We start from the raw sequence: 15,203 nt of genomic DNA, 5'->3' as shown, positions 1-15,203 counted from the left end.
CCATGACCGCCCTCCCGCCCGTTCGCGGCACGCTCAAGGCTGACGCCCCGCTGGCGCCGCTCGTCTGGTTCAAGGCGGGCGGCGTGGCGCAATGGCTGTTCGAGCCCAAGGATGCGGATGACCTGTCCGATTTCCTGGCCATGCTCGATCCGCAAGTGCCGGTCATGGCGCTCGGCCTCGGCTCCAACCTCATCGTGCGCGATGGCGGCGTGCCGGGCGTGGTCGTGCGTCTGGGCAAGCCCTTCGCGAAGGTCGATCGGCTCGATGACGTCACGCTGACCTGCGGCGCTGGTGCATCGGGCATCTTGGTTTCCTCGACCGCGCGCGATGTGGGCATTTCCGGCCTCGAATTTCTGCGCTCCATTCCCGGCACGGTCGGCGGCTTCGTACGCATGAACGGCGGCGCCTATGGCCGTGAGACGGCGGACATATTGGTGTCGTGCGACGTCGTGCTGCGATCGGGTGAACAGATCACGCTGCTGGCCCGCGACCTCCATTATACCTACCGCCATTCCAACCTGACCGACGGCGCGATCGTGGTCAGCGCGACTTTTCGTGGCGAACCGGGCGAACCCGCCGCGATCCAGGCTGAAATGGACCGCATCGCCACGGCACGCGAAGAAAGCCAGCCGCTGCGCAGCAAGACCGGCGGCTCCACCTTCAAGAACCCGGAGGGGCATAAGGCCTGGGCGCTGGTGGACGAAGCGGGCTGTCGCGGCCTGCAACTGGGCGGCGCGCAGGTGAGCGAAAAGCACACCAATTTCTTGCTGAACACCGGCGACGCCACCAGCGCCGATATCGAAGCGCTGGGCGAAGAAGTCCGCCGCCGCGTGAAGGACAAGAGCGGCGTCGAGCTGGAATGGGAAATTCAGCGAGTGGGTGTTAAAAAGATCGAAGGAAAAATCGCATGAGCCGTGGTCCCTGGCATGTCGCCGTCCTCATGGGCGGCTGGTCGGCGGAGCGCCCCGTGTCCCTGTCGTCGGGCGAGGGCGTCGCCAAGGCGCTGGAATCGCGCGGCCATAAGGTCACGCGCATCGATATGGACCGCAACGTCGCCGCGCGCCTTGCCGAAACCAAGGCCGACGTGATCTTCAATGCGCTCCACGGCGTCCCCGGTGAAAACGGCACCGTGCAGGGCATGATGGACCTGATGGGCCTCACCTACACCCATAGCGGCCTGGCCACATCGGTCATCGCGATCGACAAGCAGCTGACCAAGCAGGCGCTGGTGCCGCATGGCATTCCCATGCCCGGCGGCCATATCGTGCAGAGCGAAAGCCTCTTCGCCGCCGATCCGCTGCCACGCCCCTATGTGCTGAAACCCGTCAACGAAGGCAGCTCGGTCGGCGTCGCCATCGTCACGGCGGAGGGCAATTATGGCAACCCTATCGGCCGCGACAGTGTCGGCCCCTGGCAGGACTTCCCCGAACTGCTGGCCGAACCCTATATTCGCGGCCGCGAACTGACGACCGCCGTGCTGGGCGACGAAGCCTTGCTCGTCACCGAACTGCGCCCCAAGAGCGGCTTCTACGATTTCGACGCCAAATATACCGACGGGATGACGGACCATATCTGTCCCGCCGACCTGCCGCCCGAAATTACGGAAGCGTGCAAGGCGATCGCCCTGCGCGCCCATCAGCTTTTGGGCTGCAAGGGTGCTTCGCGCGCCGATTTCCGCTGGGACGATACGCAGGGGATCGAGGGGCTCTTCCTGCTGGAGGTCAATACCCAGCCGGGCATGACGCCCTTGAGCCTCGTCCCCGAACAGGCGGCGAAGCTGGGCATTGACTATGCCACGCTGGTAGAGACTATTGTGGCAGAGGCGCTGGACCGCGCCGGGGGACATGGCGATGGCTGAGGCACGTATCCGGCGCGGCGGCACCGCACGGCTGAGCAGCGCGAAGGGCAGGGCGACGAAAGGCGGTCGCGGCCGTGCGCTCAAGCGCCGCAGCTGGGTCGATCAGCTCATCGAATATCTGCCCGTCAGCGAAGCGACCCTGCAACGCATGGCCAGCTGGGCGATCGTCGGCATTTTCGGCGCGATCCTTATCTCCATCGCCATCTTCGCGGGCCTGCCCGGCATGGCCCGGCAGCAGGCGGCGGACATCGCTGCCCGCGCCGGCTTCGAAGTCGACAAGGTCGAGGTGCGCGGCGTCGAGCGGATGGACGAACTGGCCGTCTACAATATCGCGCTGGGCCAGGTGGATCGCTCCATGCTCTCGCTCGACCTGCCCAAGGTGCGGGCGGATATGCTCAAACTCGGCTGGGTCAAGGATGCGCGCATTTCCCGTCGCCTCCCCGATACGCTTGTGGTCGACATCGTCGAGCGCGACCCCGTTGCCGTGTGGCAGCATGAGGGGCAATTGCACCTGATCGACGTGCAGGGCGTGGTGCTTCAGTCCGTCTCCGCCAGCGCCATGCCGGATCTGCCGCTGGTTGTCGGGCCCAATGCCAATCGCCAGACTGCCGGCCTCAATCGTCTGATGGAAAATGCCCCGGCCTTGAAGCCCATGCTGGCCGGCGCGACCTGGGTCGGGAACCGCCGCTGGGATCTGCGCTTTCAATCGGGTGAGACGCTCTCCCTGCCGGAAGGTGACAAGGATTCGGCTGGTGCTCTAGTGAATTTCGCGCGGATGGACGGCGTCAATCGGCTGCTTGGCCGGGGCATCGTCAAATTCGACATGCGCGATCCCGACCGCTTCGTCCTGCGCCTGCCGCAGGGCAAGGTCGAGGAAAAGCCGACCGACGCCGCAGCGGCCACCGCCAAGGCACCGGACGCAGGCGAGGAAGGCTAAGACAAGATGGCGCAGCCCAAGGTCGAAAAGCTCATTACCGCGATCGACATTGGCTCCTGGAAAGTGTCGGCGCTGATCGCAGGTCGCACCGACACCGGCGAACTCGCGATCCTGGGCACGGGTCAGCGGGAAAGCCGTGGCGTGCGCCGGGGTTTCATCGCGGACATGGAGCGTACCGAACTGGCCGTCCGCGAAACCGTGGAGCAGGCGGAGCGGGTCGCAGGCACCAATATCGAGGATGTGTGGGTCAGCTTTTCGGGTGGCTCCCTCGTCAGCGACGTCGTCACGGTCGAGCGCGACATGGGCGGCTATCGCATCGAGCAGCCCGATATCGACGACCTGTTGACCACCGGGCAGCAGGGCATCGACCCCGATGGTCGCATCGTCCTCCATGCCCAGCCGACCTGCTTCACCATCAATGGCAAGGTGCCGGTGAAGAAGCCGCTCGGCATGCACGCCGACCTGTTGGGCGTCGACATCCATGTCGTGCTGGCGGACGGCGCGCCGCTCGCCAATCTCGACCTGTGCGTACGTGGCGCCTATCTCAACGTCAATTCGATCGTCGCCGCGCCGATCGCGACCGGCCTTGCCTGCCTGTCGGAGGAAGAGCGCGACCTGGGCGTTGCCCTGGTGGAAATGGGCGCGGGCGTCACCAATGTGTCGCTCTACGCCGGCGGCATGCTGGTCGGCCTTCATTCCATCCCGATGGGGGCGGCCGACATTACCGACGACATCGCCTCCTCCTTCGGCATCCGCCGCAGCCAGGCGGAGCGGATCAAATGCTTCTATGGTTCGGCCATGCAGAACCCCCGCGATTTCCGCGAGATGATAGAGATTGCGCCGCCCCATGGCGAAGCTGCGATTCCGGGGCAAGCCGCCGGTCCCAATGCGGAAGGGGGCAAGATCACCCGCGCATCGCTGGTCGGCGTCATTTGCGAACGGCTCAATCAGATCATGACCGAAGTGAATGCGGCGCTGGCCGGCATGGGCTTCAACTCCACCGGGCGTCAGGTCGTTCTGACCGGCGGCGGCGCGGAAATGAAGGGCATTGCCGATTATGCGCAGGGCGCTCTGGGCCGTGCCGTGCGCGTCGGGCGACCAAGGGGCTTGTCCGCCATGCCCGAAGCGCATAGTGGGCCGGCCTTCGCGACATTGGCGGGCCTCGCGCTTTACGGCGCTTCCAACCCGGTTGATCTCCGTACGATGGCGCCTGCGCCGCAAACGGTGCATCGTCTGGGTGCCCCGCTCTGGTGGCAGCGTATGATGCGCGCGATGAAGACGAACTATTAGACGAAATGCTATAAAGACGAAAATAGCTGGTGAAATACGCTATTTTCTGGTGTTAACATTGTATGACGGCGTTGCTTCCTGACGAGGAAGCTGAGGGAGCAGAATTTATGAGCATTGAAATCAGCCCACCGCATGTGGACGAACTGAAGCCGCGCATCGCGGTGATCGGCGTCGGCGGCGCGGGCGGCAATGCCATCGCGAACATGATTGCCGCTTCGGTCGAAGGCGTGGACTTCATCGTGGCGAATACCGACGCGCAGGCGCTGAACAGCTCGCCGGCCGAACGGCGTATTCAGCTTGGCCCGCAAATCACCGAAGGTCTGGGCGCCGGTTCGCGCCCCGAAATCGGCAAGGCGGCCGCTGAAGAAACCATCGCTTCGGTCGAAGAAGCGCTCAACGGCGCGCATATGTGCTTCATCACCGCCGGCATGGGCGGCGGCACCGGCACCGGCGCGGCCCCCGTCATCGCGAAGGCTGCGCGCGATCGCGGCATCCTGACCGTCGGCGTCGTGACCAAGCCTTTCACCTTCGAAGGCAATCGCCGCATGAAGTCGGCCGACGCCGGCATCGAAGAGTTGCAGAAGCATGTCGATACGCTGATCGTCATTCCGAACCAGAATCTCTTCCTGATCGCCAATCCGAACACGACCTTCAAGGAAGCGTTCCAGATGGCGGACGAAGTGCTGCAACAGGGCGTTCGCTCGATCACCGATCTCATGATCATGCCCGGCCTCATCAATCTCGACTTTGCCGACGTGCGTTCGGTGATGGGCGAAATGGGCAAGGCGATGATGGGCACCGGCGAAGCCGAAGGCGACGGCCGTGCGCTTCAGGCCGCCGAAAAGGCGATCGCCAACCCGCTGCTCGACGGCGTGTCGATGCGCGGCGCGAAGGGTGTGATCGTGTCCATCGTCGGTGGCGACGACATGCGCCTGATGGAAGTGGACGAAGCTGCCAACCATATCCGCGAACTGGTCGATCCGGACGCGAACATCATCTGGGGCAGCGCCTTCAATGACGGCCTCAACGGCAAGATCCGCGTGTCGGTGGTCGCCACCGGTATCGAAGCGGAAGCCGGCGGCAATGCCGCACCGCTGACGCAGCCGTTCAGCTTCGCCAACCGCCCGTCGGTTTCGGTGCCCCAGTCGCAGCCGCACGCAGCAGCGCCCAAGCCTGCGCCGGTCGTGGCACAGCCGGCCCCCGTCGCCGCACCTGCGCCGACGCCGGCCCCCGCGCCGCAGCCCGAGACGCTGGAACTCGACGTACCCGCCGCGCCTGCGCCGGTTGCGCCGGCTCCGGTCCCGTCGTCCTTCTCGCAGCCCAAGCCTGCGGCGGTGTTCGATGACGAGGATAGCAGTCAAGACGAACTGGTGCTTGGTGCCGAAGCGGCCGAACAGTCTGCCCCTGCCGCGCCGGCACCGCGTGTCGCCACCGGCGGCACCTTGTTCGAGCGCATGGCCGGTCTGACCCGCGGTGCGGACAAGGCGCCGGGCGCTGACGATGCTGCGCCGGGCGTGGACATCCCCCGCTTCCTGAATCGTCAGAGCAACCAGTAATTTTCAGGCCGGCTCCGGCCGTGAGGACATGATGAAGCGCGCTGTCGGTTGCCTGGGGCAACCCGGCGCGCTTTTTCGTTGCGCCAATTTCCTATTCAGCATGCGATCGATTAAGGCCCGGATGTGAAACAGACTTCTCCTTGGATTCTCGGACTTTGCCTGTCCGGTGCGATCGTGCTGCCGACAGGCATGGCGCAGGCGCAACTCGACCAGTCCCAACTGGTCCGCCCGCTCGGTGCGGCCGATCTCAATGCCAATCTGGCCCGGCTCGCGGCCAATCCGCGCGACGTCGCGGCGTTGATCGGGGCGGGTGAAGCCGCGCTGGCGCTGGACGATCCGCGCGCGGCTGCGGGCTTTTACGCGCGCGCCGACGCGATCGAGAGCGGCAATGGCCGGATCAAGGCGGGCCTTGGTCGGGTGATGCTCAAGATGCAGAACCCGGCCGAGGCGTTGCGCCTGTTCGATCAGGCGCAACGCCTCGGCTATCCCGACGCGACCATCCTGTCCGATCGCGGTCTGGCCAAGGATATGACCGGCGACCAGGCCGGCGCACAGCGCGATTATCAGGCGGCGTTGCAACGCACGCCCAATGATGACGAACTGGTGCGCCGCTACGCCGCTTCGCTCGGCATCTCCGGTCAGGTCGCTGCGTCGGACAAGATCCTCGAACCCTTGCTCTACAAGAGCGATCGGGCCGCCTGGCGCTACAAGGCCTTCATCCTGGCGATGAACAATAAGCAGGCCGACGCGAAGAAGGTTGCGGAGCAGACCATGCCCGCGCAGCTGGCCGGCGCCATCACCCCCTATATGCAGAAAATGCCCTATCTGACCGCCGCGCAAAAGGCCGCAGCGGTGCATTTCGGCCATTTTCCGCAGCAGATCGGCACCAGCATCGCGGCAATCACGCCGACCCCGCCGGCGCCCGGCATCGCCGTGGCCAAGCCGGTCACCGTCGCAGCCGCCACGCCGGAAAAGACGAAACCGCTCAGCCGCAGCGAACAGCGCCGCCAGCAGCGTGAGGCCGCCCGCAAGGCCCGCGAAGAGCGGCTGGCCGCTGCTCGCCGTCCGACACAAACACCGCCGGCGCAAACCCGCCCGGCTCAGGCACAGGTGGCGCAGGCCGCGACCAGGCCGCCAGTGCCGCAACCCACGCGCCAGCCGATCCTGCAACAGCCCACGCCGCAACCCAGCCGCTCGGCGCCAGCGCCGCAGGTGCAGTCGCTTCCGTCCGATGAACGCGGAAACGGCGCGCAGACCCGCACGGAAACTGTCCCGCTGCGGCCCGGAGAAAGCTTCCCGTCCACCGCCATGCAGGGACCGCCGGCGCCGGGCTTCGAATCGATCCAGAACAACGCGCCGCGCGCCACGCCGCCGCAAAACCCGCCGGCCAGCAGTGGATCGCAACTGAACGCGACTGCCCTCGCGCAGGCGCCCACGCCGCCAACGCCCGCGACGGCATCGCCTCAGCCGGCACCGGCTGCAACGACGCCCAGCGCTGAGGCGTCGCCGGCGCCCGTCACCCAGTCGCCCGCCACCGCGCAGCAGCCCGACCCCGAAATGGTCCGCACGCTGGCCGACATCATCCGCGCCATCGATGTGCCGCAGGGCGAGCGCCAGGCGAGCGTTGCCGCCGTCGACCTGAACGAGGTCGCCACGATTCAGGCCACCCGCCGCGCCGAACGGCAGGCCGCGGCCAAGGCGGCGGCCGACAAGGCCAAGAAGGACGCCGCGGCTAAGGTGAAGGCCGAAGCCGATGCGAAGGCCAAGGCCGCAGCGGAAGAAAAGAAGCGGCTCGCGGCCAATCCCTCGCGCAACTGGCTTCAGGTCGGCGTCGGCCAGAGCAAGGGCGCGCTTGGCTTCACCATGAAGGGCCTGCGCAAGAAATACACGATCCTGGCCCCGCAAGGCGCGTGGAGCGCCAGTTGGGGCCGCACGAATCGCTTGCTGGTCGGTCCCTTCGCCAGCTTCACCCGCGCCAAGGAACTGGAAACCAGCCTGAAGAAGGATGGCGCGGACGTCTTCGCCTGGCGCAGCGAAGCCGGCGAAGAGGTGGAGAAGCTGGCCGGGGAGTGAGGTTGCTATAAGATGTCCATTTACAACCAGAAGATGGACGCTCCTTTTATCCTCTCCCGCCTTCGCGGGAGAGGCAACGAAGACTTGGCAGCTTGCTGCCTAGTCGCAGTCGGTGAGGGTCTTTTTTTCTTTCTGAGCAAGCACTTCCTACCAGCAAGAAGAAAGACCCTCACCCAACCCTCTCCCGTGAAAACGGGAGAGGGCTAGGAAAAGCCGCCTGTCCGCACCCACCCAAACCCGCCGCCGCATCACCAAATATGCAACCACCCCTCACTAGCCGTTCAAACCCGGGCCGCTTTGGGCTAACAGGCACAGCATGACGACGCTTGCTTCCTATGCCTGCCATCCCGACGCCAGCCATGGCCGCCTTCATGCCGAGCCGGGCGGGGAGGTGCGGGGGCCGCGCGACGTGTTTCAGCGGGACCGCGACCGGATCATCCACTCCATCGCCTTCCGCCGCCTGCGCCACAAGACGCAGGTGTTCGTCTCGCCCGATGGCGATCATTTTCGCGTCCGCCTGACCCACAGCCTGGAGGTCGCGCAGATCGGCCGCACTACCGCGCGTACGCTGGGCCTCAACGAAGATCTGACCGAAGCCCTCTGCCTCGCCCATGATATCGGCCATCCGCCTTTCGGCCATGCGGGCGAGGATGCGCTGGAAGCCGCGCTCGAAGACCATGGCGGCTTCGATCATAATGCCCATACGCTGCGCACGTTGATGCTGCTCGAAAGCCCCTATCCGCGGTTTCGGGGCCTCAATCTCAGCTGGGAGATGCTGGAGGGGCTGGCCAAGCATAATGGCCCGATCGCGCATCCGGGCTGGGCGATGCGCGAACTGGACGCGCTTTTCCCGATGAACCTCACCAGCCACGCCTCGCTGGAGGCGCAGCTGGCGGCGATTTCCGACGATATCGCCTATGACAATCATGACATCGACGATGGCCTGCGCGCCGGCCTGCTGACGCTCGACCAGCTTCTCACCGTGCCCTTCGTCGCCAATTGCTGGGACCGGGTGCGCACCCGCTATCCCGATGTCGCGCCCGATCGCCTGCTGCGGGAACTGGTGCGCGAACAGATCGGCGTCATGGCCAACGACCTGCTCGCCGCCACGCGCGCCAATATCGCGCAGTCGCGCGTCGAAACGGTGGAGGACGTCCGCGCGCTGGGCCGCACCTTGGTCGCCTTCTCGCCCGAACTTGCCGAGCAGGAGCGCGATCTCAAGCGCTTCATGTACGCGACCCTCTACCATCATCCCGAACAATTGGCGGCGGCCGACCGGGCGCGCGTCATCGTCACCGACCTGTTCGCCGCCTATCAGGCCGATCCGGCGCTGATGCCGCCCGAATGGCGCGACGATTGCACGCTCGAAGAACCCAGCCGCAGCCGCCACATCGCCGATTTCATCGCCGGCATGACCGACCGCTACGCCGAAAAGCGCCATGCGGAGATATTCGGGAAGGCGGGCGTGGGCGCATAAACCTACTCGTCATCAAGGCTGTTTTTCCTGATCCGAAACGATCCGTTCCTACCCCGCATCTTGCCGCCCGCTGCCGCATCCTTGTAGCTATGCGCCATGGCACTTCATCCCCAGATCGCGGCTTTCGCCGCCCAGCTCGACGATCTTTCCCGCCTGTTGCGTCGCCATGATGCGCGCGTCTGGGCGGACAAGGTCGACCTTCTCCACCGCATGATCGCGGACTCCAATTTCAACGGAGTCGAACGGTATCTGGCCCTGTATGAAGGGGAGGGGAGCTTTGCCGACCTGACCCTGACCGATCCCGCCGCCCAGGCTGAACTGAACAGCTGCCGCACCGCGGCCCGCGCCATGGCGCAGCGTCTGGCGCAGGAAGAACAAGCCGATTGACGCGCCCGTGCGTTTGACGCAATGCGACATCCGTCTCTGGCGGATTCGTTCGCCGGGCACGATGCGGGAGAGCATGGGAAGCCTTTGAGGCCACCCCGTCACCGAAGGAGCAACCGCCCCGGAATCTCTCAGGTTAAAGGACCGCATCGCGCGCAAGGCACTCTGGAAAGCGGACGGCTGATGCTGTCCCACCGAAGGGGTAAGCCATGTGGCCGCAAGGCCGCTGGTCAAAGCTCTCAGGTTCCGTGACAGAGGGGGTGGCAGTTGTCACAGGTCCGACTCCGGGCCTGTCTATGCTGTCGCTACCACCTCCTGCACGGAAAGGCCGCTCATGTCCGGCACGCAAGACGCCACGCATTTCGAAGACCTGCCGCTCGAAGCGCTCCCGCTCGACGCCTGGCACCGCGCCCGTGGCGCGCGCATGGTCGGCTTTGCCGGCTATCATATGCCGATCCAATATGAAGGCATCATGGCCGAACATAGCTGGACCCGCGAACATGCCGGCCTGTTCGACGTCAGCCATATGGGTCAGCTGACCTTCAGTGGAGAGGGCGTGGACGACGCGCTCGAAACCCTGCTGCCCAGCGACATCAAGGGGCTGAAGCCTTTCCGTCAGCGCTATTCCATGCTGCTCGACCATGAAGGCGGCATTCTCGACGACCTGATGGTATCGCGGCCGGGCGACGGCGCGTTCGAAGGCGCCGCCATCTACATGGTCGTCAACGGCGCGACCAAATATGACGATATCGGCTGGATCATCGAACATCTGCCCGACGCCGTCGTCATGAATCATATGGCCGATCAGGCGCTGCTGGCGCTGCAAGGACCGCAAGCGGGCGAGGCGCTCGCTGCGCTCATCCCGCAAACCGCCGACCTCCTCTTCATGCAGTCGGGCCTGTTCACCTGGCGCGGCGTGCCGCTCTGGATCAGTCGTTCGGGCTATACCGGCGAAGATGGCTTTGAAATCAGCATCCCCGCCGACGACGCGACCCTGCTCGCCGATGCGCTGTGCGCACTGCCGCAGGTCAAGCCGATCGGCCTTGGCGCGCGCGATTCGCTGCGTCTGGAGGCCGGCCTGCCGCTCTACGGCCATGACCTGTCGCCCGCCGTCAGCACCATCGGTGCGGACCTGGGCTTCGCGATCCAGAAGCGCCGCCGCGAGGAAGGCGGCTTCATCGGTCACGCCCGCGTCATGAAGGAACTGGCCGATGGGCCGGGTTTCAAGCGCGTGGGCCTCAAGATCGAAGGCCGCCTGCCGGCCCGCGAAGGCGCGACCATCCATATCGGCGCCACCCAGGTCGGCGAAGTCACATCCGGCGGCTTCGCGCCGAGCGTGGGCGCGCCGATCGCGATGGGCTGGGTCAGCCTGCCGCACAGCGCGGAAGGGACCGCGCTCGAAATAGAAGTGCGCGGCAAGCGCATCGCCGCTGAGGTTGCGCCGATGCCGTTCGTTCCGCATCGTTATCGCCGCAAGGCCTGAGTCTGCATATTTTCGGAGGGTAGTAGAATGAGCCGTTATTTCACCGAAGAACATGAGTGGATCGACGTAGAGGGCGAAATCGCCACCGTCGGCATCACCGACTATGCACAGGAACAGCTGGGCGACATCGTGTTCGTCGAACTGCCCGCCGAAGGCACGACCTTCGACAAGGGCGACGACGCCGCCGTCGTGGAATCGGTCAAGGCCGCGTCCGACGTCTATGCCCCGATCTCGGGCGAAGTGGTCGAAAGCAACAGCGCGCTGGAAGACGAACCCGCGCTGGTCAACAGCGACGCGGAGGAAGATGGCTGGTTCTTCAAACTGCGCATCGCCGACACCAGCGAGCTGGAAGGCCTGATGAACGAAGCCGCCTACAAGAAGTTCGTGGCGAGCCTCTAAACAACAAGAAAAGCCCCTCCCTTTCAAGGGAGGGGTTGGGGTGGGTGGCGACCGCAGGGAGCCTGAAACCTGTCCCGAAGAGCCGCCGCTGGCGCGGCGGACCCACCCCCGGCCTCTCCCTTGAAAGGGAGGGGAGTGGAGAAATATATGCGCTACCTACCCCTTACCGACACCGACCGGCAGGATATGCTGTCCGTCATCGGCGCGTCGTCCATCGATGACCTGTTCGTGGACGTGCCTGCAGAGGCCCGCCTGACCGGCACCATCGCCGGCCTGCCCGATCATGCCAGCGAACTGGCGGTCGAGCGCCACATGGGCGCGCTTGCGCGGAAAAATCTGTCGGCAGGGGAGGCGCCCTTCTTCCTGGGTGCCGGCGCCTACAAACATCATGTCCCCGCCAGCGTCGATCATCTGATCCAGCGCGGCGAATTTCTGACCGCCTACACGCCTTATCAGCCGGAAATCGCGCAGGGCACGCTCCAGGTGCTGTTCGAATTCCAGACGCAGGTGGCGCGCCTGCTGGGCGTCGACGTCGCCAACGCCTCCATGTATGACGGCTCGACCGCCTGCTGGGAAGCGATCGGCATGGCCCGCCGCATCACCAAGCGCGGCAAGGCCTTGCTCTCGTCCGGCCTGCATCCCCATTATGTCTCGGTGGCCAACACCATGGCGAAATTCACCGGCGACGCGCTGGTGCATGAAGCGCCGACCCTGGACGCCACGACCGACATCGACGCGCTGATCGCCAGCATCGACAAGGATACCAGCTGCGTCGTCGTCCAATATCCCGACATTCTGGGCCGCATCGCCGACCTGACCCCGCTCGCCGACGCTGCCCATGCCGCCGGTGCGCTGCTGGTCGCGGTCGTCACCGAGCCTGTCGCCCTCGGGGCGATCAAGGCGCCGGGCCATATGGGCGCGGACATCGTCGTGGGCGAAGGTCAGTCGATCGGCGTCGGCCTCCAGTTCGGCGGTCCCTATCTGGGCCTATTCGGCTGCAAGCAGAAATATGTCCGCCAAATGCCGGGTCGCCTGTGCGGTGAAACCGTCGATGCGGCGGGCAAGCGCGGCTTCGTGCTGACGCTTTCTACCCGCGAGCAGCATATCCGTCGTGAAAAGGCCACGTCGAACATCTGCACCAATTCGGGCCTGTGCGCGCTGGCCTTCAGCATCCACATGACCCTGCTGGGCGAACGCGGCCTGCGCGAACTCGCAACGCTGAACCATGGCCTCGCCGTGCAGGCGGCCGATCGCCTCGCCAAGGTACCGGGCGTCACGCTGCTCAACGATGGCTTCTTCAACGAATTCACCCTGGTTCTGACCAAGGATGCGCGCGACGTCGTGCGCACCCTGGCCGACAAGGGCATTCTCGCTGGCGTCTCGCTCGGCCGCCTCTTCCCCGACGCGCCGCAGATCGGCAACGGCCTGGTCGTCGCCGTGACTGAAACCGTCACGGCGGAGGATATCGAAAGTCTTGCCGCCGCGCTTGAGGAGGAACTGGCATGAGCATGCTGAAGGAAGGTCGCCCGACCACCCCCGTTCCCGTCAAGGAAGCCCATATGGCCCCGCAAACCGCCACTGGTAATCGCGCGCTGATGCTGGAAGAAGCGCTGATATTCGAGATCGGCTCGACCGACACGACCGGCGTCGATTTCGCCGCCGCGCCCCAGGTAGTCAGCCGCCTCGGCAGCCTCGCCCGCACCGACAGCATCGGTCTGCCCGGCCTGTCGGAACAGGAAACGGTGCGTCATTACACGCGCCTGTCGCGTCAGAACTATGCCATCGACCTTGGCCTGTTCCCGCTCGGCAGCTGCACCATGAAGCATAACCCGCGCCTGAATGAAAAGGTCGCGCGGATGCCCGGTTTCGCCGACATCCACCCGCTTCAGCCGCAGTCCACCGTGCAGGGCGCGCTGGCCGTCATCCATGAACTGGCCGCGTGGCTGGTGACGCTGACCGGCATGCACTCGGTCGCGATGTCGCCCAAGGCCGGCGCTCATGGCGAACTGTGCGGTCTGCTCGCCATCCGCGCCGCTCTGGAAGCCCGCGGCGACGCGCGCAGCGTGGTTCTCGTCCCCGAAAGCGCCCATGGCACCAACCCCGCCACCGCTGCCTTCTGCGGCTATAAGGTGGAGGATATTCCCGCGACTGCCGAAGGCCGCGTGGACCTCGAAGCCTTGAAGGCCCGCCTAGGCCCCGATGTTGCGGCGGTGATGATCACCAACCCCAACACCTGCGGCCTGTTCGAACGCGACATGAAGACCATCTCCGACGCGGTCCATGCCGCCGGGGCCTTCGTCTATTGCGACGGCGCGAACTTCAACGCCATCGTCGGCCGCGTCCGCCCCGGCGACCTGGGCGTCGATGCGATGCACATCAACCTGCACAAGACCTTTTCCACCCCCCATGGCGGCGGCGGTCCCGGCTCCGGCCCGGTCGTGCTGTCCGAAGCGCTCACGCCCTTCGCGCCGCTCCCCTTCGTGGAAAAGCAGGGCGACAGCTTTGCGCTGGTCGAAGAGGAAACGGCGGAGGATCACCACGCCCAGACCTTCGGCCGCATGGTCGCCTTCCATGGCCAGATGGGCATGTTCACCCGCGCGCTGACCTATATCCTCAGCCATGGTGCGGACGGCCTGCGCCAGGTCGCGAACGACGCAGTGCTGAACGCCAACTATATCCTGCGCAGCCTGGACGATGTGCTGGACGCGCCCTTCGGCGGCAGCGGCCCGTGCATGCACGAAGCGCTGTTCAGCGATAAGGGCCTGGCCGAAGGCTTCACCACGCTCGACATCGCCAAGGGGCTGATCGACGAAGGCTTCCACCCGATGACCATGTATTTCCCGCTGGTCGTCCATGGCGCGATGCTGGTCGAACCGACCGAAACCGAAAGCAAGGCCGCACTGGACCAGTTCATTCTGGCCCTGCGCAGCCTGGCCGAGCGGGCCAAGGCGGGCGACGAAGCGCTCAAGGGCGCGCCCTATCACGCCCCGCGCCGTCGCCTTGACGAGACGCTGGCCGCGCGCAAGCCGATCCTGACCTGGACCGACCCCGCGCTGGCGATCGCCGCGGAATGACCGACAGGCCGGAACCCTGGCAACCGGGTTCCGGCCCTGCCGTCGCGGGAAAACGCCACGCCCCCGCGACGCAGCGCAACCGTGACGCCATCACGGATATCCTGCGCGACGCCCTGCCATCCTCCGGTCTTGTGCTGGAAGTCGCGAGCGGCAGTGGCGAACATGCCGTCCACTTCGCCGCTGCTTTCCCGGCGCTGGACTGGCAACCCACCGATCCCGATCCCTCCGCGCTCGCCTCGATCGCCGCATGGCGCGCCGACGCGAACCTGCCAAACCTCCGCGCGCCGATGCAATTGGACGCCGCCGGCGACTGGCCGTTCGCTCAAGCCGACGCTATCCTCTGCATCAACATGATCCATATCTCGCCATGGGCCGCGACGCTCGGCTTGTTGCGCGGGGCAGGGGCGGCGCTGCCACCGGGCGGCCTCCTCTATCTCTACGGCCCCTATACCCGCGTAGGCGTGGATACCGCGCCCAGCAACCTCGCCTTCGACGCCTCGCTCAAGGCGCGCGATCCTCGCTGGGGCCTGCGCGGCGTGGAGGATGTGATCGCGGCAGCGGATATGCAGCGCCTGCGGTTCGACCGCCTGATCGAAATGCCCGCGAACAATCTGTCGCTCTTATTCCGACGGCGGGATTGAAAGAACGACATGCGCCTGCGAAAGCCGGCAT

General features: G+C 65.6%; 13 protein-coding genes and 1 riboswitch. All 13 genes read left to right on the top strand.

The window, feature by feature from the left end; all coding sequences use genetic code 11:
- Positions 1 to 2: 2 nt before the first annotated feature.
- Positions 3 to 911 carry a UDP-N-acetylmuramate dehydrogenase gene (murB, locus tag F4U94_RS12835; protein ID WP_172598773.1) on the top strand — a complete coding sequence of 303 codons (909 nt, stop codon included), beginning with the start codon at positions 3 to 5 and terminating at the stop codon, positions 909 to 911.
- Positions 908 to 1,858 (top strand): D-alanine--D-alanine ligase, encoded by a 951-nt coding sequence (locus F4U94_RS12830; protein WP_120250631.1) that lies wholly within the window; start codon positions 908 to 910, stop codon positions 1,856 to 1,858. The genes murB and F4U94_RS12830 overlap by 4 nt, the downstream gene beginning before the upstream one ends.
- Positions 1,851 to 2,795 (top strand): cell division protein FtsQ/DivIB, encoded by a 945-nt coding sequence (locus F4U94_RS12825; protein ID WP_120252130.1) that lies wholly within the window; start codon positions 1,851 to 1,853, stop codon positions 2,793 to 2,795. The genes F4U94_RS12830 and F4U94_RS12825 overlap by 8 nt, the downstream gene beginning before the upstream one ends.
- 6 nt (positions 2,796 to 2,801) lie before the next feature.
- Positions 2,802 to 4,085: a cell division protein FtsA gene (ftsA, locus tag F4U94_RS12820; RefSeq protein ID WP_120250630.1), complete on the top strand. Its 1,284-nt coding sequence runs from the start codon at positions 2,802 to 2,804 to the stop codon at positions 4,083 to 4,085.
- Positions 4,086 to 4,192: 107 nt separating this feature from the next.
- A complete protein-coding gene (gene ftsZ, locus F4U94_RS12815; protein ID WP_120252129.1) occupies positions 4,193 to 5,641 on the top strand; it encodes a cell division protein FtsZ in 1,449 nt (482 codons plus the stop codon).
- 123 nt (positions 5,642 to 5,764) lie between these two features.
- Positions 5,765 to 7,714, top strand: a complete 1,950-nt coding sequence (locus tag F4U94_RS12810; protein ID WP_428842948.1) for a tetratricopeptide repeat protein — start codon at positions 5,765 to 5,767, stop codon at positions 7,712 to 7,714.
- A gap of 316 nt (positions 7,715 to 8,030) precedes the next feature.
- A complete protein-coding gene (locus F4U94_RS12805) occupies positions 8,031 to 9,191 on the top strand; it encodes a deoxyguanosinetriphosphate triphosphohydrolase (RefSeq protein WP_120250628.1) in 1,161 nt (386 codons plus the stop codon).
- 96 nt (positions 9,192 to 9,287) lie between these two features.
- Positions 9,288 to 9,578: a DUF6966 domain-containing protein gene (locus tag F4U94_RS12800; RefSeq protein ID WP_120250627.1), complete on the top strand. Its 291-nt coding sequence runs from the start codon at positions 9,288 to 9,290 to the stop codon at positions 9,576 to 9,578.
- A 54-nt stretch (positions 9,579 to 9,632) separates the two neighbouring features.
- Positions 9,633 to 9,732, top strand: a riboswitch (glycine riboswitch).
- A gap of 177 nt (positions 9,733 to 9,909) precedes the next feature.
- Positions 9,910 to 11,058: a glycine cleavage system aminomethyltransferase GcvT gene (gene gcvT / locus F4U94_RS12795; RefSeq protein ID WP_120250626.1), complete on the top strand. Its 1,149-nt coding sequence runs from the start codon at positions 9,910 to 9,912 to the stop codon at positions 11,056 to 11,058.
- Between the two features lie 27 nt (positions 11,059 to 11,085).
- On the top strand, positions 11,086 to 11,457 hold the full coding sequence (gcvH, locus tag F4U94_RS12790) for a glycine cleavage system protein GcvH (protein ID WP_120250625.1): 372 nt from the start codon (positions 11,086 to 11,088) through the stop codon (positions 11,455 to 11,457).
- Positions 11,458 to 11,604: 147 nt separating this feature from the next.
- Positions 11,605 to 12,963: an aminomethyl-transferring glycine dehydrogenase subunit GcvPA gene (gene gcvPA / locus F4U94_RS12785; RefSeq protein ID WP_120250624.1), complete on the top strand. Its 1,359-nt coding sequence runs from the start codon at positions 11,605 to 11,607 to the stop codon at positions 12,961 to 12,963.
- Positions 12,960 to 14,531, top strand: a complete 1,572-nt coding sequence (gene gcvPB / locus F4U94_RS12780; protein ID WP_120250623.1) for an aminomethyl-transferring glycine dehydrogenase subunit GcvPB — start codon at positions 12,960 to 12,962, stop codon at positions 14,529 to 14,531. Before gcvPA ends, gcvPB begins: the two co-directional genes overlap by 4 nt.
- Positions 14,528 to 15,172, top strand: a complete 645-nt coding sequence (locus F4U94_RS12775; protein ID WP_120250622.1) for a DUF938 domain-containing protein — start codon at positions 14,528 to 14,530, stop codon at positions 15,170 to 15,172. The genes gcvPB and F4U94_RS12775 overlap by 4 nt, the downstream gene beginning before the upstream one ends.
- Positions 15,173 to 15,203: the final 31 nt, after the last annotated feature.

Source organism: Sphingobium limneticum, from assembly GCF_008710155.1.
In the GTDB taxonomy this organism is placed as follows: Bacteria; Pseudomonadota; Alphaproteobacteria; order Sphingomonadales; family Sphingomonadaceae; genus Sphingobium; species Sphingobium limneticum.
The sequence above is the reverse complement of the archived record's forward strand: the minus strand, read 5'-3'. Positions and strand labels throughout refer to the sequence as shown.